The 17318-nt window shown below is 68.9% G+C and carries 13 protein-coding genes; 9 read left to right on the forward strand and 4 right to left on the reverse strand.

Annotated features, from left to right (window positions below; all coding sequences use genetic code 11):
• Positions 1 to 13: 13 nt before the first annotated feature.
• Positions 14 to 3796, reverse strand: coding sequence for a putative toxin (locus AUC47_RS04845; RefSeq protein ID WP_096714071.1), 3783 nt, complete (start codon positions 3794 to 3796; stop codon positions 14 to 16).
• A gap of 427 nt (positions 3797 to 4223) precedes the next feature.
• Between AUC47_RS04845 and AUC47_RS04850 the strand changes: the two genes are divergently transcribed.
• Positions 4224 to 5150 carry a DMT family transporter gene (locus tag AUC47_RS04850; protein WP_096714072.1) on the forward strand — a complete coding sequence of 309 codons (927 nt, stop codon included), beginning with the start codon at positions 4224 to 4226 and terminating at the stop codon, positions 5148 to 5150.
• Between the two features lie 102 nt (positions 5151 to 5252).
• On the opposite strand, the gene AUC47_RS04855 is transcribed toward AUC47_RS04850, so the two are convergent.
• Both AUC47_RS04855 and AUC47_RS04860 read right to left on the reverse strand, forming a co-directional pair.
• Entirely contained in the window at positions 5253 to 6680 is a 1428-nt protein-coding gene (locus tag AUC47_RS04855; RefSeq protein ID WP_218838202.1) for a mechanosensitive ion channel domain-containing protein, read from the reverse strand.
• 1 nt (position 6681) lies between these two features.
• Positions 6682 to 8838, reverse strand: coding sequence for an adenylate/guanylate cyclase domain-containing protein (locus tag AUC47_RS04860; RefSeq protein WP_096714073.1), 2157 nt, complete (start codon positions 8836 to 8838; stop codon positions 6682 to 6684).
• Between the two features lie 111 nt (positions 8839 to 8949).
• Between AUC47_RS04860 and AUC47_RS04865 the strand changes: the two genes are divergently transcribed.
• The 8 genes from AUC47_RS04865 (at position 8950) to AUC47_RS04900 (ending at position 16222) form a co-directional block, all read left to right on the forward strand.
• Entirely contained in the window at positions 8950 to 9651 is a 702-nt protein-coding gene (locus AUC47_RS04865; protein WP_096714074.1) for a Pr6Pr family membrane protein, read from the forward strand.
• A gap of 295 nt (positions 9652 to 9946) precedes the next feature.
• Entirely contained in the window at positions 9947 to 10930 is a 984-nt protein-coding gene (locus tag AUC47_RS04870) for an AAA family ATPase (protein ID WP_096714075.1), read from the forward strand.
• A gap of 3 nt (positions 10931 to 10933) precedes the next feature.
• On the forward strand, positions 10934 to 11821 hold the full coding sequence (locus AUC47_RS04875; RefSeq protein ID WP_096714076.1) for a DUF58 domain-containing protein: 888 nt from the start codon (positions 10934 to 10936) through the stop codon (positions 11819 to 11821).
• Positions 11808 to 12299, forward strand: a complete 492-nt coding sequence (locus AUC47_RS04880) for a hypothetical protein (protein WP_096714077.1) — start codon at positions 11808 to 11810, stop codon at positions 12297 to 12299. Before AUC47_RS04875 ends, AUC47_RS04880 begins: the two co-directional genes overlap by 14 nt.
• Positions 12290 to 13276: a vWA domain-containing protein gene (locus AUC47_RS04885; protein WP_096714078.1), complete on the forward strand. Its 987-nt coding sequence runs from the start codon at positions 12290 to 12292 to the stop codon at positions 13274 to 13276. The genes AUC47_RS04880 and AUC47_RS04885 overlap by 10 nt, the downstream gene beginning before the upstream one ends.
• Positions 13273 to 14349 (forward strand): vWA domain-containing protein, encoded by a 1077-nt coding sequence (locus tag AUC47_RS04890; protein ID WP_096714079.1) that lies wholly within the window; start codon positions 13273 to 13275, stop codon positions 14347 to 14349. Before AUC47_RS04885 ends, AUC47_RS04890 begins: the two co-directional genes overlap by 4 nt.
• Positions 14346 to 15113, forward strand: a complete 768-nt coding sequence (locus tag AUC47_RS16665) for a hypothetical protein (protein WP_096714080.1) — start codon at positions 14346 to 14348, stop codon at positions 15111 to 15113. The genes AUC47_RS04890 and AUC47_RS16665 overlap by 4 nt, the downstream gene beginning before the upstream one ends.
• Positions 15107 to 16222: a DUF4064 domain-containing protein gene (locus AUC47_RS04900; RefSeq protein ID WP_096714081.1), complete on the forward strand. Its 1116-nt coding sequence runs from the start codon at positions 15107 to 15109 to the stop codon at positions 16220 to 16222. Before AUC47_RS16665 ends, AUC47_RS04900 begins: the two co-directional genes overlap by 7 nt.
• 18 nt (positions 16223 to 16240) lie before the next feature.
• Here the strand turns inward: AUC47_RS04900 and AUC47_RS04905 are convergent, their stop codons facing one another.
• Complete coding sequence (locus tag AUC47_RS04905; RefSeq protein ID WP_096714082.1) at positions 16241 to 17236, reverse strand: helix-turn-helix domain-containing protein; 996 nt, start codon at positions 17234 to 17236, stop codon at positions 16241 to 16243.
• Positions 17237 to 17318 lie beyond the last annotated feature (82 nt).

Genomic DNA, 17318 nt, shown 5'->3' on the forward strand with positions numbered 1-17318 from the left:
CGCCCGTGGCGCGTTACTTGCAGTAGGTTGCACGCATGCTCCCCGACAACTCGCCACCCACCGTAGCCGGGAGGTGCTTCACGACGATCTCAACGCCCGTGCCAAGCGGGGCGCAGATCGCTTCCACAAGCGGACCTGTCAGCTTGGTGTCAGGTCGGATCGCCAGGACCACCTGCGAGAGCCCCAGTTGTTCGGCGATTTTGACGTCATCCTTGATCTGGCTGCTGTAGTACTGGCTGTTCACGTTCTTGACTTCCATGAGGTAGTCGTCGCCGATCGCATCGGGAATGCGGTCCCTCTTGAGGTCCAGGTCGGGATAGTCGGCCTTCGAGAAGGTGGTCTTCGGACCCCCCGGGGGGATTCCCGCCGCAGTTTCACCCTTCTGCCCCTTAACGTTCGCCGAATCGCCTGGCCGGAAGGTCGGTTCCTCGGGATCGAACGGACCGCAGTTCTTCGTCGACCGACCGAGACTGCACGCCGCTCCCGCGATGTCGTCAACGCGCCCATCGTTCTTGCGGATGAGCGAGAACGCGTCCTTCACCTTGTCGGCGAAGCCGATGACCTTTGTCGCGATCTTCGCGATCAGCGGGATGGAGCCGAGAAGCTTGGCGACCTTGCCCCAGGGCGCGAATCCGATGATCGACATCACACAAGCGCCGAAGTCGCCCTTCGTGACGCAGTTCATGATGTCGGTGACGCCGAGAACATCGAGGAGGAGCTGGCCGCCTTCCTTGATGATCATGTCCATGAAGGCGTTGGGCTGCGTCAGAGCGTGAGCATCCTTCAATCGCTGGACCTCGGCATCACCGCCGGCGGCGTAGGCCGCGTCGATCTCGGCCTGCGTCAGATCACCGCGCTGGTCGGCAGGCGGCGGGAAGTTGTTCGAGGCGTCTTCGGCGCGCTGCATCATCGCCGCGATGTTCTGCGCATCGGTGGCGGCCTGCGCGGCGGCGGTTGCGGAGAGCCCGGCGTTGGTCGCCGACTGCGCGGCGCGAGCGGCAGCACCGGCGGCATCCGCCGCATATCCCTGCGCCTGCTGTGCCGAAGCCGTGGCGCGAGCGGCGCTGCTGCTCGCGACCTTGGCGTCGGCGATCGCTCGCGTGAGCGCCTGGTGGGCTCGCTGCTGCGACTGCTTCGCTTGGTTCTCCGACGCCGTGGCCTGGTTGGCCGACTCCGCGGCCTGCGCGGCCCAGCTCTGCGCCTGCTGTGCGTACTGCTGGGCCTTCGCCGCGCTGGCCTGCGCCTCCGCGGCCGCATTGCGGGCTATCGCCGCCGCCTCGGCGGCCTTCGCGGCAGCTTCCCGCGAGGCAGATGCCTGCGAATCGGCCAGCTGCAGCATGCTCTGCATCTGTGCGACATGAGCAGCCGTGGCGTTGTCGCGCTTCTCCGCCTCGTAGCGACCGCGTTCGAGGAAGACACGCAGATCGGCGTTGGACCCCTCCAGTGCGATGTTCGCCGCGGCCTGGAGCTCGGGACCCCCCGATCCGCTCAGGATGAAGGCTTCGGCACGTTGGTCGATCGCGAGAGCGTCGTATTGCCCGTGCTCGATGAACTCGGCGAGAGCGGCCGGGTCGTCGGCATCGAGGGCGGCGTTCGCCTGCCGCTGCACCTCGGCCCCGCCGTTCTGCGCGAGGACGAAGGCGGTCTGGCGGTTGTCGAGATCTTTGATCGCGGGCACGTCGACCGCGAGGAACTCCGCGACGAACTCCTCGCCGTTCTCGAGGATGTCGTACGACTCCACGCGGAGCTGCTCGTTGGTGCCGTACAGGTATCCCTTGACCTCGTCCCACTGGTCCTGCTCGAGAGCGACGGGGTATCCCTCGGTGAAGTACTCCACCACGGCCTCGTCGGATCCGACGACCGCTTGCTCGGCGCCGGCCGCGACCCAGGCGGTACCCGTGGTGATCAGCGCCAGCAGGGCGGAGCGGGCCTCAGGCAAGAGCTCGTCGAGGTCGGCGTCGGGCTGGGAGATGGCCTCGAGGAAGGCGCTGCTCTCAGCGACGGCATCCGCGGCCTTCTTCTCCTCCTTCTCCTGCTGTTCGAGAGCTTCGGCCTCTTCTGCGGCAGACTCCCGCGCGCGCTCCATTCCGTACTCTTCTTCGGCGGCGAGGCGCTCTGCGTCGGCCTTCCGGGCAAGGTCGAAGATTCTCTTGGCGAGATCGACGGCCTTCGTCGCCTCTGTCGCTGCGGTCTCCGCCTTCGCCGCCGACGCCGTCGCGCGCGTGGCCGCGCCTTGCGAGATCGATGCCTGATTGGCCGCCGTATCGGCTTCGATCGCGGCCGCGTTGGCGTGATCGGCGGCCCTCGACGCCGCATCGCGGGCCTCCTGCGCCACCTGCGAAGTCTGTGAGGCGAGTTGATCGACCCGGGCCGTGGCCGACGCCGCGCGGTCTTTCGCCGCGTTCGCCTTGGAGGCCGCAGCGCGCGCCTGGGCCGCCGCGGCAGATGAAACCCCTGATGCCTGCGACGCTTCTGTGGCCCACCCAGCGGCTTCTCCGGAGTAGCCGGCCGCGGCGTTCGCCGCATTCGAGGCCCTCGTGGCGGCACCGGACGCCTTGTCGGCCTCGCTCGACGCCCGGGATGCTGTGCTCGCAGCCCCGGCTGCGGTGCGTGCCTGCTCGGCGGCCGCGCGCGCCGCCGCCGCGTTCTGCTCCTGCCCCGCGGCGGATGCCGCGGCGCTGTTGGCGTTGGCTGCGGCGCGCTGTGCGCGCGCGGCAGCCGACGCCGCCGTCCCGGCAGCACTCATCGACGCATTCATCGCCTGGTGCGCGGCCGCCGCAGCCTGCACGGCGGTGTCTGCGGCATCCGCGGCCTGCGAGGCCAGGGAGGCCGCCCGGCCCGCTGCGGCGTTCGCCTTCTGTGCTTCGCCCTGCGCGGCATTGGCCTCCGCAGCCGCACGCTCCGTCGCCTCCTTGGCGAGTCTCGCCGCGAGGACAGCCTGAGCCGACGCCTCGTCGGCTTTGAGGCGCTCCTCCTGCGCGATGGCGTTCGCGTCGATCGCCTGCTGAGTGAGCTGCGTGATCGACGCCGTCTCGGCATCCCGCGCGGCGGCGACGAACTGGCCGTAGCGGAGGAAGTCCGCGACAGCCTGGGCGTCGTCGCTGCCGTCCGGCAGCATCGCGCCGAGCGCCTCCTCGGCCGCCGCGGCGACGCTGGGCGATCCGGAGCTCGCGAGTACGTACGCCGCGGAGCGATCGTCGATGATCCGCGCGTCATACTGCCCGGAGCGGATGAATTCGCTGACCGCGTTCGGGTCATCGGAGTCGAGGGCCTTCTCGGCCTCTCTGCTCACGGTGGGGGTGCCCGATCCGGCCAGGATGTACGCCTCTGAGCGCTCGTCGACGATCCACGCGTCCTGCCAGCCGCCCGAGACGAACGCGCGGATGACGGCAGGGTCGGTGGAATCGAGGGCGGCCTCGGCCTGCTCGCGCACCTCGCGACCGCCGAACATGCTGAGCCGCAGTGCGACGATCCGGTAGTCCTGGTCGATCGCGAGGGCCTGGCCGTTCGCGATGAACTCGTCGACAGCGGCTTCACCCTTCGCGAGCGCGTCGCGTGCTGCGGCCTGAACCGAAGGACCGCCGTCCGTGAACAGGCGAACGACTCCCGCCGGGTCGGTCGCCGGCTCGTAGAGGCCGAAGCCTTCCGGGACAGACGCCGGCGCAGTGTCGGCCGTAGCCACGACCGGCTGGAACAGTCCGATGACGACGGCGACCGTCGACACCATTGCGGCCAGCGCGAACGGCAGCCTTCGTGCGGGAGCGAAACGGAGTCGTCGAGCCGATCTGGGGGCCATCACGAGCCTCTTCTTCGAATGTCAGAAAGTCAGGGAGAACCGATGAACCGGAGACCGAAGGCGAGGCTGGCGGCCGCGGCGAATCGCCGGGTGGCGCGCGACCGAGAGTGCGAGCAGATCTGGCGTTCGAGCAGACCATCACGCGTCATCCGAAGGTCTGCGGCGGTACGGATCGGACTTTATCCATCGACTGTGAAAGTGTCTGTCCTCCAAATGGCCGACTTGACACGATAGAACGAGCGTGTGCAGCGCAATGTGTTCATATACGAGGACGATCCAGGGTCAACCGAGTCGCGTCAACCTTCGAAAATCCTGAAAGAATCTCTGGAGAATCCTGCGGGTCTCACGATTCCAGCGGCCGGAAAACGACGGACTCTGTCGCTCCTCCGCGTCGACTGATGTCGGTGGCCGGTGCCACGATCGGAGGATGCCGAACACCGACCTCCCGAGCGACGCCACCGTCGCGACGCCCCGCCGCCAGGGGCTGCTCGTGCTCGTGGCCGCGTTCGTCACGGTCGTGCTGTGGGCGTCGGCATTCATCGGCATCCGCGGTGCGGGACCGCACTTCGACCCCGGGGCGCTCGCGCTGCTGCGCATGGCCGTCGGAAGCGCTGTGCTGGCGATCATCGCGGTGCGGCACGGCATCCGTCTTCCCGCGCGGCGGAACTGGTGGCTCGCGGCCGTCTGGGGCGTTGGCTGGTTCTGCGTCTACAACCTCGCCCTCAACGCGGCCGAGCGCACGCTCGACGCCGGCACTGCGGCGATGGTCGTGAACCTCGCACCGCTGATGGTGGTCGTCTTCAGCGGACTGTTCCTGCGCGAGGGGTTCCCGAGGCCGCTGCTGATCGGAGCGCCGATCGCGTTCCTCGGGGTCGTGCTGATCGGCATGAACTCCTCGACGTCCGCTGGTCCCGACATCACCGGGCTACTGCTCGCCCTGCTCGCAGCGGTCATGTACGCGGGGTGCACCCTGCTGCAGAAGCGGCTGCTGAACGAGGGATCGGATGCGACGACGCTGACGTTCCTCGGGGCTGTCGCCGGCACGGTCGCACTCCTGCCCTGGACGGGAAGCCTGATCGGCGCCGTCCAGACGGCTCCCCTCGACTCGACGCTCTGGGTCGTGTACCTCGGGATCTTCCCGACGGCTGTCGCATTCACGACCTGGGCGTACGTGCTGCAGCGCAGCACCGCGGGTCAGACCTCGGCGACGACCTACGTCGTGCCCGCCATCGCGATCCTGCTGTCGTGGGCGATCCTCGGCGAGGTCCCGACGCCGCTCATGTTCCTGGGCGGTGCGCTCTGTCTGCTCGGCGTGCTCGTCACCCGCATGCGCTGGCGGCGGCGGGAGAGCTGACACGTCGCTTCACTCGGCCGATCGCCCCTCCCTCGGCCGGATGCGCCGCAGACGGCCGAGGCAAGCGTGTTCGGCCGAGGCGACGGCATCCGAAGACCGATCTCAGCCGCGCGAGATCGACCCCCGAGCGCCCTCGAGGTTCGCGAGCATCTCGCCGGCGAGCTTGCGCTTGAGCTCGAGCGACTCGCCGATCTCAGCGGCCAGCCGCGGACGGGTGCGGATCAGCTCATCGACCGTCGATAGGGGAAGCACCACGACCGTGAGGATCTCCCCGGCCACGGTCACCGCCTGCGTGCGCTCGCGGGTGAGCGCCGTCTGTCCGATGATGTCGCCCTTCTCGGCCGTCGCGAACTCGACGCGACCGCCGTCGACTTCCAGCGTGAGCACGGCGCGCCCCGACACCACGACCCGAACCTCGTCGGGCACGACCCCGCTCGGCAGCACGACCTCGCCGACGCCGAAGCGCTCCAGGTGAGACCCCTGCAGCAGCGCCTCGAGGTCGTCGTCGTGCAGATGCAGCGTCCCCGCGATCTCCGAGAGCGCCTCGGCCAGCCTGCCGGGCTCGGCGATCGGATCCGTCGCATCGCCGTCGAGCGCGAACCCGTGCCGGCGCGCCGCGTACCAGAGCCACGACAGGTAGGTCGAGAGCGCCCGCCCGGCATCCGCCGGTCCTGCGACGGGAATCGTGACGCCGTACGCTCCGGCACCCGAGTAGCTGGCACTCGCACGCTCCCCCGGCGCCCGCATGGGCAGGGCATCGGCGACCTCGACGAGCAGAGCGATGACCTCGTGCGGCGGGTCGTCGGTCGCGAACTTCACGTCGGTCGACGCCGCGTACGGGCCGTCCGGCTCCGACAGGTTCGTGAACGACGCCCCCGACAGGCTCGAGTTCGGGACGATCTGGATGCCGGAGCCGGTGTCGATGTGCACGGCACGCCAGTTCACCTCGACGACACGACCGCGCACGCCGGAGGCGTCGAGGAAGTCGCCGATCTTGAACGGCTGCTCGAACAACAGCAGCAGCCCCGAGATGACGCCGCCGACCGCGTTCTGCAGGGCGAGGCCGATCACGATCGATCCGACGCCGAGAGCGGTGAACAGGCCGCCGACGTCGGCATCCCACACCCAGGAGAACAGCAGCGCGAGGCCGAGCGCGACGAGCACCAGCCGTGCGATCTCGACGAAGATCGTGGGGATCCGCTTGCGCCAGGAGTCCTCTGCGGCGTTCGCGAACAGGGCGACGTTGAAAGAGGACAGAAGCAGCAGGATGACGAGGAAGCCGAACACCGTCGCCACGACGCGCGTCCACACCTGTTCGGCCGGCGACTGGATCGCGAACGCCAGCAGCGCGAACAGGGCGCCGACCGGGATGACGGCGTTGCGCAGCAACCGCAGAGGCCCGGCGACCGGGCTGTTCCGCCTCCGGAGACCGTTGATCAGCTCAGTGAGCACGACGAGCAGCACCGGCACGCCCACGGCGAGGACGATGACCCACCAACCCCAGCCGTCGCGGAAGGCGTCTTCGATCACGTCACGCCACCTTCCACACGGTCTCGGTCGTGCCGTGCGCCTCGATCGTGCCCGCCTCGGTGAACGTGAAGACCTCTCGAGTCCGGTCGTACACCGTCTGACTCACGTACACACCCGGCTGCCCGGTGACCGACCGCACGCGGTACGCGAGGTTCACGGCATCGCCCCACAGGTCGTAGGCGAGACTCGTGCGCGCGACGAGTCCGCTCGTCACCGTGCCGGTGTCGACACCCGCTCGCAGGCCGATCGACGTGCCGTTCTGCGCGTTGAAGCGCTCGATCACTCCCAGCAGATTCCGCGCGAAGTCGACGCTGCGTCGCACGTTGTCGACCCGCGGCACGATGAGTCCCGATGACGCGAGGTAGCCGCCGCGCAGGGTACGCACCTTCTCCACGCCCGCCTTCTCGGCCGCCTCGTCGAACCCGCGCATGAGGGTGTTCAGGTGTCCGATCTCCTGCTCGGGGGTCAGCCCGCGCGCGTAGTCGTCGAAGCCGATCAGCTCCGCGAACACGACCGAGACGTTCTCATGCGCCTCCGAGATCGCCTCGTCGCCCTTCTTGTACCGCTCGGCGACGCGCTCCGGCATGAGGGTCAGCAGCAGCCGCTCGTTCTCGGCGTGCTGCTCGTCGATGAGCTCCTGCTTCACCCGCAGGCTCGACGCCATGTCGTTGAAGGCGCTGCCCAGGTCGCCGAACTCGTCGCGGGACCCCTGTGGCACCTGCACATCGAGGTCGCCCTCCGCCACCCGATGCGTCGCGGCGACGAGACGGTGGATCGGGCGAGTGAACACCTGCGCGAGCAGCAGCGACAGCAGCGAGACCCCGAGCAGGATGCCGAGCAGCGAGAGCAGCACGGTCCTCGTGAAGTCGCTCACCGGGGCGAACGCCTCAGCTGAATCGATGCGCGCGATGATCACCCAGTCGAGGCCCTCGACCTCCAACGGCGCGTATGCGGTGACGCTGTCGCCTCCGAGGTAATCGCGGCCGGTCGTCGTGCCGGATCGGCCGGCTTGAGCATCCGTCACCGCCTGCGTCGTGACCGGCTGCAGCAGCACGGTGCCGTCGACCTCGACGGCACGCTTCGCGATGCTCGGCGCCACGCCTCCGTTGACCGCACGCTCCTCGTACTTCTCGGGGTCCTCGATGAGGATACGGGAGTTGCTGCGCATGAGGTCGTCGCGGCCGACGAGGTAGACCTCGCCGGTGTCGCCCAGACCCTGCTCCTTCCAGCCCTCCGACCCGGTCGTGAGGTTGTTGATCGTATCCAGGGAGATCTGGAAGGCGAGCGCGCCGGTGACGCGATCGCTGTTGCCGACCGGCGAGACGACCCACATGCTGGGAACGTTGAGACCGGGGATCCAGCGCTCGAAGTCGGTGAGGATCACGGTGTTCACGGAGTTCGTCGCGATCGCCTCGGAGTAGGCGTTCGCGACCGACGTGTCGCGGTACGGTCCGGTGAGGAGGTTGGTCCCCAGCTCGGGACCCTTGTACGCGGAGAACACGACGTCGCCGTCGAGGTTCATCAGCAGGGCGTCTTCGTAGCCCGCCTCCTGGATCAGGCGGGTGAAGTAGTCGCCGTACTGTTGCGCCGCCTGCCCGTACGCCGACTCGTCGTCGGGGTCGTTGTCTTGCAGAAGCGTGTCGTAGTCGGCGTCGAAGTCCTTGTTCTGCGTCGTGAAGTGCGCCTGCAGATGCTGGCCGGCCACCGACTCGGGGATGAAGGCGCTGTCGCCGTACTGATCGCCGGTGCGCGCCTCGAGCTCGGGGATGAAGGTGTCGGCGTAGTACGCCTGCAACTCCTCGATCTCGCCTGGCTCCTGCTCCTCCTGCTGAAGCGCGGCGAAGCCGGCGTTGATGGAGGTCGACAGGGTTTGGGCACTGAGATTGCGGGAATGCAACGAGGCGTCGCGTTTGACGGCATCGAACTCATCCGTGATCTCGGCGGCTCGCATCGAGCGGATCGTGATGAGCTGATCGACCGCCGCGTCGTGCAGCGAGCCGCGACCGTTGATGAAGCCGATCGCTCCGACGATGACCGACGAGACGAGGCTCACCGCCAGCAGCATGATGAGCAGCTTGGATTGGATGCTGAGCCCCGCCCGACCGCGCCAGGAGCGACGGCCCTCTCGGGTCGCAGGTGTAGCCGTACCTTCGCTCATGTGCCCCTCCGCCACGCGCGTCGTCGTCTCGCGACAGACGCTATCGATATATCGGCATGGCGGTCTAGAGCCGATTTCGACGGTGTCGATAGTGTGTGCGCGGGAGGAAGTATGAAGACCTGGTGGCCTTACGTCCGGCTGGCGTCCGCAGCGCTCGGCCTCGCGGCTGTGATCGCCCAGCTCTCACTCACCGTCGCGCTCGCGGCCGACAACTCGACCCCGTGGGGCAGTCACCTCCCCACTGTGTGGTGGAACTTCTTCAGTTTCTTCACGATCGACTCCAACGTCATCGCGGCCGTGTCGTTCATCGTCGCCGCGATCTGGGGCGTCCGGCATCGGCGCGACGACGAGCGGGAGCCCTCCTGGCTCGCGATCCTGCTCGTGTGCGCGAGCACCTACATGATCGTCACGGGCATCGTCTACAACACCCTCCTCCGCGGCATCGAGCTGCCCCAGGGCATCACGGTCCCGTGGTCGAACGAGGTGCTGCACGTCGTCTTCCCGTTGATCCTGCTGCTCGACGTGCTCTTCGCCCCGCGCCGCCGCGCACTCCCCTGGAGCACAGTCTTCATCTCGGCGATCTTCCCGCTCGTCTGGGTCGCATACACGATGATCCGCGCCAACCTCGTTATCGCGCCCGCCACGGGCGAGAAGTGGTGGTACCCCTACCCCTTCCTCAACCCGCAGGTGATCCCCGGCGGGTATCTCGGCGTCTCCGGGTACATCATCGGCATCGCGATCGCCATCATCGGCGTCGCCTGCTTCGTGGTGTGGGTGGGACGCCGCCGCGCGGCATCCGTCTCCTCCGACTGACCGACAGCGAATGGGGAGAAGTCCCCATTCGAGGGCCGGAGGGGCACGAACGGATGCCGTTACGCTGGTCGCGGGGGAACGTCGTCGCGTCCCCGAGGGAACGAGGAGACCTGTGAACGAGCCCTACGCACCTGGCAGCCCCGCGGGTTCCACCCCGCCGCCTCCGCCCGCTCCGTCGGCATCACCCGCGCCCCCGGCCCCGCCGGCCCCGCCCGCGGCTCCGACCACGCGCGCCGAGGCAAGCGCTGCTCAGCCCGCTCCTCCCGCTTCGCCTTCGGCATCGAAGAGATCCGAGGTGCCGACCGACGCCGAGCTGCGCCGCGCGAGCGCCGTGCTGAAGACGGTGTCGGACGCGTACTCGGCGAAGATGGTCGGTCAGGAACGCCTGCGAATGAGCCTGCTCATCTCGCTGATCGCGGGCGGGCACATCCTGCTCGAGAGCGTGCCGGGTCTCGCCAAGACCACCGCCGCGAGCACGCTCGCCGACACCGTGAAAGCGCAGTTCAAGCGCATCCAGTGCACGCCCGACCTGCTGCCCAGCGACATCACCGGCAACCAGATCTACGACGCCGCGACCGGTTCGTTTCGCACCGTGCTCGGACCGGTGCACGCGAACTTCGTGCTGCTCGACGAGATCAACCGCTCGAGCGCGAAGACCCAGAGCGCGATGCTCGAGGCGATGCAGGAGCATCAGACCACGATCGGTGGCGAGGTGCACCACCTCCCGCAGCCGTTCCTCGTGATCGCCACGCAGAACCCCATCGAGCAGGAGGGCACGTACGAGCTGCCCGAGGCTCAGATGGACCGCTTCCTTCTGAAGGAGATCGTCGAGTACCCGAGCCCGGCCGACGAGTTCGAGATCCTCGGACGCATCGACTCGGGCGTGCTCGACCCCGACCGCCACGTCGAGAGCGCGATCACGCTCGATGACGTGCGGATGCTGCAGGACGTCGCGAGCCGCATCTACGTCGACCCCGCGATCCGCAACTACATCGTCTCGATCGCGTACGTCACCCGGAACCCCGCCCCGTACATCGGCGAGGAACGCGCCCGCTACATCAAGTACGGCGCCAGCCCGCGCGCGAGCATCGCGTTCCTGCAGGCCGCGCGCGCCCTCGCGCTGCTCAACGGTCGCGGTCACGTGCTCCCCGAGGACATCCGGTCGCTGCGCCACCTCGTGCTGCGCCACCGCGTGCTGCTGACGTTCGAGGCCGACGCCGAGGGCATCCGCAGCGAGGAGATCATCGACCAGATCTTCGGCGCCGTCCCCACCCCCTGACCCATGCCCAGCCTGATCACCCAGGTGAAGAGCAAGCTCTTCATCCACTCGTCGCGCAAGTCGCTGCACGCCCTCGACGGCGCGTACGCGTCGCTGCTGCACGGGCGCAGCCTCGACTTCGAAGACCTGCGCAAGTACGAGTACGGCGATCAGGTGCGTGACATCGACTGGCGCGCGACCGCCCGGCTGGGCACGCCGCTGGTGAAGCGGCACCGCGCCCAACGCATGCACACGGTGATGTTCGTGGTCGACACCGGGCGATCGATGAGCGCTCTCGCCCGCGACGAGCGCTCGAAGAAGGAGCTCGCGATCCTGGCCGCCGGGGTGCTGGGGGTGCTCGCCCTGCGACACGGCGACGACTTCACCCTCGTCTACGGCGACTCCGCCGGCGTGCGCCGTCGGGCTCCCGGCCGCAGCGAGGGAGCTCTCGAACACGCGCTGCGCACGGTCGACCGCGCGATCGACGACAGCACGGCCCCGAGCGACCGCGACGCCCTGCTGTCGTATGTGACGCGCACCATCTCGCGGCGGATGATCGTCGTCGTCATCACCGACGAAGCGCCGATCACTCCCGAGACCGAGCGGGTGCTGCGCCGACTGCGCGTGCAGCACGACGTGCTGTGGCTCACCCTGCGCGACGCCGAGCCCGTGCTCGACCACACCACAGGAACCATCCGCAGCGACGTCGACAGCATGTGGGAGGTGCCCGACTTCGTGCAGGGCGACCTCGACATCGTGCGAGAGCTCACGGCGCAGACCGAGGCGGATGCCGTGCGGCTCGCCGAGGTGCTCAAGCGCATGGAGATCAGCCACGGAGTGCTCGCGGATCAGGACGACGCCGTCTCGCAGCTGCTGCAGCTGCTGAATCGGAGGTCGCATGCCCGGCTCTGACGAGCTCTACCCGCCGGCGCAGTACGGCTGGGGATGGATCCTGCTCGCGATCGGCATCCTGCTGCTGCTCGTCGCCGGGGCCTGGCTGGTCATCGCCGTGACGAAGCCGCGCCGCGACCTGACCCTGATCCGCGACGGGCAGGGCGCCACGCTGCAGACCGTCGACGTGCTGTCCCAGCTGCGGGTCGAGTATCTGCAGGCGATCCAGCACATCGAGGACGACTATCGAGCGCGCACCCTCTCGGCGCGCAACGCCAACTTCGAGCTGAGCCGCGTCGTGCGCACCTTCGTGAACGAGTACAGCGGCCTCGAAGCCCCGGTCCTCGCGCTCGACGACCTCGTGTCCCGCGGCGTGCACCCCGCCCTCATCGACGCGATGGGCCGCCACTACTACCCCAGCATCTTCCGTCCCGGTCCTGCGATCGATCCGCTGGCCGGCGCCGAGGCGGCCAGAACGGTGGTGCGCACATGGCACTAGCGAACTGGTGGGTCGTCCTCGTCGTCGTGGGCACCGCCGTCGTCGCGATCGCGATCGGTGTGCTGCTCGGGTTGCGCGGCGGCGCGAAGACCGATGCGCACGAGCGAGCGAGAGTCGCGCGCGCCGAACGCCTGCGCGCCCTGCCGACGTTCCGTCAGGCGCTGAACCGCCGCGTGCTGGCGCTCTCCGGCATCCTGCTGCTGGGTGTCATCGCCGTCGTGTCCGCGGGTGTCGTCGCCGCCCGGCCGATGTCGTCGCAGACCATCCAGCCCGTGAACACGAGCCGCGACATCATGCTGTGCCTCGACGTCTCGGGGTCGATGAGCGAGGTCGACGTCGAGGTGCTGACCGTGTTCGAGGAGCTTCTCGACAGCTTCGAGGGCGAGCGCATCGGGCTGACGATCTTCAACAGCTCCCCGGTGCAGATCTTCCCCCTCACCGACGACTACCCGTTCATCCGCGAGCATCTGCAGAGCATCCGCGAGAGCTTCGACTACCTCGACGAAGTGCCTGAGCACTGGGTCGGCACCCTCAACGGGAACGGCGCCTCGCTCATCGGCGACGGCCTCGCCGCCTGCGCCATGGCCTTCGACCACCCCGACGACGAGCGCTCCCGGTCGATCATCTTCGCCACCGACAACGAGATCAACGGTGCCTCGATCGTCACTCTCGACGAGGCCGCCGCGTACTCGGCGTCGGTCGGGGTGCGCGTGTTCGCGCTCAATCCGGTGGAGGGGAAGGATGCCGACGTCAGCGCCGAGCTCACCCGCGCCGCCGAGGCGACGGGCGGGCAGGCGTACGGCCTGCGCGACACCACCACGGTGTCGGACATCGTGGCACAGGTGCAGGAGCAGGAGGCGACCGAGCTCAAGGGACAGGCGCAGGTCGTCTGGACCGACACCCCGAACCTCTGGATCGTCGTGCTGCTCGTCGCGATGCTGTCGTTCGTGGTCGTGCTCTGGAGGGTGAAGCTGTGATCCTCCAGCCCGTCCTCAACGTCTTCCTGCTCCTGCTGCTGTTCGCACCCGTGGCGGCGATCGGCGTTCTCGCGCTCGTCAAGGCTCCCGGACGCGACCGGGGTCTGTGGGTCATGCGGCTCGTCATGCTCGTGGCCCTCTTCGCGATGCTGCTGCGCCCCGGCATCCCCGGAGGCGCGACGCAGACCCTCGCGACCGACACCGACATCGTGCTCGTGGTCGACACGACCGCGAGCATCGTCGCCGAGGACTGGGCCGACGGCCAGCCTCGACTCGACGGCGTGCGCGCCGACGTGCAGTCCATCGTCGACGAGTACCCCGGCGCCCGCTTCGCGCTCATCACCTTCGACGCCTCGGCCGACCTGCGGCTGCCACTGACCACCGACACGACGGCGCTGATCTCGTCGCTCGACGTGCTGCGCCCCGAGGTCACGAGCCAGTCGCGCGGCAGCTCGATCGGCATCGCGAACCAGTTGCTCGCCGACACGCTCGCGAACGCCGCCGAGTCGCAACCCGATCGCTCGCGCATGGTCTTCTACTTCGGCGACGGCGAGCAGACCGCGAGCTCGACGCCCGAGCCCTTCGACGGCAGCGAGCGATACACGGATGCGGGAACCGTGCTCGGCTACGGCACGACCGAGGGTGGACCGATGCGGCTCACCACCGGCGGCGTCGACGGAGCGAGCGGCGAGTACATCCAGTACGAGGGCGCGAACGCACTGTCGACGATCGACGAGCGGAACCTCGAGACGATCGCCGGTCAGCTGGGCGTCGAGTATCAGCACCGGGCGGCGGATGCCGAGATCGCCCTGCCCGAGGCGCCGTCGACCACGACGAACTACGCCGAGTCCGGTCAGGTGGGCAACGTGATCGAGCTGTACTGGATCGCCGCGTTGCTCATCGCCGCGCTGCTCGCGGTCGAGCTCGCGAGGGCGAGCATGCTCGTCGCTCGACTCCGCCACCTCCGCGCCCCGAAGCCCGGCAGCGCCACCCGCGGGTCGTCGAGCGAGCGCAGCCGCCGCGGGTCGTCGAGCGAGCGCAGCGAGACGAAACGTGACGGAGGTGACGCATGAGCACCGTGACCTCACCCGCCGAGGTCCGGGCCGAGGCGGCATCCGCTCTCCTCGCCTCGAACCGGCGGCGGCGCCGCATCCGTCGCTGGATCGCGATCGGCACGCTGCCGCTCACGCTCGTCGCGCTTCTCTTCGTCGGCAAGCTGCTGAGCATGTACGCCTTCGCGCACCAGTCGATCAGCGCGTACGTGGCCGACGACTATGCCGGTTCGGAGGCGTCGGCGCGAGGCCAGGAGTTCCTCAACTGGTTCGAGCCGTACAAGGCGCCCTTCAACGTCGGCACGGCCCTCGCGGGCGCCGAGCAGCTGCCCGAGGCACGCGCGAAGCTCGAGGAGGCGCTCGACCTCGCGACCGGACTCGAGGTCTGCGGAGTGCGCATCAATCTCGCGATCGTGATCGAGCGGATGGGCGATGCCGCTCGCGCCGACGGCGATGGTGCGGGGGCCGCTCAGCTGTACGCCGAGGCGCTCACGGTCACCACCGAGATGCCCGAGGAGTGCAACAGCGAGGAGGCGCAGCAGCAGTCGTCGGATCCGAGCCGCGACATGCAGCAGAGCAAGGATGACCTCGAAGACCGCCTCAAGCAGAAGCAGCAGCAGGAGCAGCAGCCCGAGCAGCAGGAGCAGCCCCAGGAGCAGCAGCAGGAGCAGCCCTCTGACGACAAGCTCGAGGAGCTCAAGGACAAGCTCGAACAGGGCACTCAGGAGCGCGACCAGCAGCAGGGCGGCGACGGCGGCGGCTCGGGAACGGACAAGCCATGGTGATGGATCACGAGAAGCAGCGCGCTCGGTACATCGCCGGTACGGAGGGTGCACCGCCGCTGCCCCCGCCGGGCGGGTACCGCAACGCGCGACGCCCGTCTTCACCGGTGGTGCAGCAGCCGGCCGTCCCCGGCGCGTTCGCCACCGCGACCGCCGAGCCCGAGGCGAAGAAGCCCGCGAACGCCCTCGGCTGGATCGCGCTGGTGACCGGCATCCTGTTCGCCGTCATCCTGCTCGTCACCCTCGCCGCGGGCGGGACCGACGTTCTTTACGGCGTCACGATGCTCGCACTGCAGCTCGTCGTCGTCGCGGTGATCGTCGGCGCGCTGTTCACCGGCAGGGGTCGCACCTTGGGCGCGATCGCTCTCGCTGTGACGCTCGTCTTCAATGTCGCGACCGTCGGCGGTATCGGCGCACTGCAGACCTCGGCAGCCGGGACCTATGACGGCATGAAGTCAGACGAGCAGAAGCACGAGGAGGCCTACCCCGGAATCAAGGGGACCGACTCTCAGGACGTGCTGGCTCAGCAGTCGCTCGAACAGGTGCAGGCCGAGGCCGAGAGCCTGTTCGCCGACGTCCGCTCGCGGCTCACGGCCGAGTACGGGTTCGAGTGGGTGCAGGTGGGCGACGAGGACTTCCGCCCCGAGCGCAACGGCTACGGCGGCGAATCGATGCTCGTCGAGTACACCTCCGCCAGCTGGGCGACGACCGAACCCGTTCAGGACTACGCGCTCAAGCTCGACGTCATGTCGACGATCGACGACGTCATCGCCGAGCACGGCCTGTCGTACCTGTACTCGTTCAACGATGCATCGTCGGGCCTCGATCCCACCACGATCGCGAAGCTCTACGGCAGTGACGACCCCCGTGAACAGCACACGTGGGAGTACTACGCCGAGAACTATCCCGACCCGATGCGGTTCTACGCGAACATCTACGACCTCTCCAACGACCCGACCGGCGACTTCCGTACGGCGAGGGAGGCGCAGAACGCCCGGACGGGCGAACCGCTCGAGGGTCTGCAGCTCACCGTGCTCGCGAGCGCTCTGCTCAGCGACGCCGACCGGGCCGAGTTCGAGAAGAAGCTGCAGGAGTACCCGGGCTTCGAGTGAGTCTCCCGACGTCGTCGGTCAGTCGGCGAGCGTGTGGAGCATCCGGGCCAGGGCATACCGTGTATGGCCGCGAGCGGTGCGGGGGTCGTAACCGAGGGTGTCGATCAGCGACGCGAGTCGCTCCTGGATGCTGGAGTGGTGCCGCCCGAGTCGCGCGGCGACCGCCCGGACGCTGCGCTCCTCGGCGAGAGCGTCGAGGAGTTCGAGGGTGCGCGGGTCGAGGGTCCGCAGAGCCGCCGCGTCAGGGTGCAGTGGCGCGGAGTCGGCCGCCTGCGCGACGATCAGGGCCCCACCGAGGTCGGCCGCGTGCACGGCGGGCTCGGCCTCCGACGTGAGTCGCACCGCTATCAGCGCCGACGACCACGAATCGGGGAGCTCGACGCTCGGCACCGTCAGCCCCACTCCGAGGCGCGGAGCGGAACCCTCCGGCCAGGCCGACACCGGATCGGACGCGGCGTCGACGATCGTCGCGCGGGTCAGCCCGTGCCGGGTGGCGACGACGGACGACGGATGCTGCGCCAGTGGCGCCGGATCGGGCGGCGAGGCCACGACCCGCAGCGCGCCGTCCGGCACCCGAAGGCGCAGCACAGCGCTCGCCCGTTCGTCGGCACTCGCGTAGGAGCTGATCGCGAGTTCGACCGCGCTCTCGGCGCCGACCGACCGGCGAGCGCGGACGATGCCGAGCGCGAGGGCGAGACGTTCCAGGATCATCGCGTCGTTCGTACGGGGTTCGCCGTCGCGCTCGATCCAGGCCGCGGCGTCCTGTCCGCATTCCCGCTGCATCCACGACTGCTCGGGCTCGCGCGGGTCGACGCGCTCCCCGCCCGCGGCGACGCGGACGATCTGCGAGCCGTCGCGCAGTCCGACCGTCGCACCGCTCAGCACGGCGGCCCCGCGGAGCATGCTCTCGACGCCGACCGACCGGGCGACCAGCGCATCGAAGTACGTGACGACCTTGAGGGTCTCGCTCGCGTCGGGATCGAGGGCGGTGAGCCGCCCCAGCAGATCTTGCATGTCGGCTCCATCGCCCGGGGGTTCCAGATTAGGACGTCAGCCACGTGCCGACCTCCTCGGCACCACCGAAGAGCGCCCGCGC

The organism is Microbacterium sp. SZ1 (assembly GCF_002362255.1).
In the GTDB taxonomy this organism is placed as follows: Bacteria; Actinomycetota; Actinomycetes; order Actinomycetales; family Microbacteriaceae; genus Microbacterium.

Coding starts and splice junctions, on each gene's coding strand:
- AUC47_RS04900 (WP_096714081.1), top strand. CDS start 15,107: ATGGTGATGGATCACGAGAAGCAGCGCGCTCGGTACATCGCCGGTACG.
- AUC47_RS04860 (WP_096714073.1), bottom strand. CDS start 8,838: ATGAGCGAAGGTACGGCTACACCTGCGACCCGAGAGGGCCGTCGCTCC.
- AUC47_RS04880 (WP_096714077.1), top strand. CDS start 11,808: ATGCCCGGCTCTGACGAGCTCTACCCGCCGGCGCAGTACGGCTGGGGA.
- AUC47_RS04865 (WP_096714074.1), top strand. CDS start 8,950: ATGAAGACCTGGTGGCCTTACGTCCGGCTGGCGTCCGCAGCGCTCGGC.
- AUC47_RS04845 (WP_096714071.1), bottom strand. CDS start 3,796: ATGGCCCCCAGATCGGCTCGACGACTCCGTTTCGCTCCCGCACGAAGG.
- AUC47_RS04850 (WP_096714072.1), top strand. CDS start 4,224: ATGCCGAACACCGACCTCCCGAGCGACGCCACCGTCGCGACGCCCCGC.
- AUC47_RS04905 (WP_096714082.1), bottom strand. CDS start 17,236: ATGCAAGATCTGCTGGGGCGGCTCACCGCCCTCGATCCCGACGCGAGC.
- AUC47_RS04875 (WP_096714076.1), top strand. CDS start 10,934: ATGCCCAGCCTGATCACCCAGGTGAAGAGCAAGCTCTTCATCCACTCG.
- AUC47_RS04885 (WP_096714078.1), top strand. CDS start 12,290: ATGGCACTAGCGAACTGGTGGGTCGTCCTCGTCGTCGTGGGCACCGCC.
- AUC47_RS16665 (WP_096714080.1), top strand. CDS start 14,346: ATGAGCACCGTGACCTCACCCGCCGAGGTCCGGGCCGAGGCGGCATCC.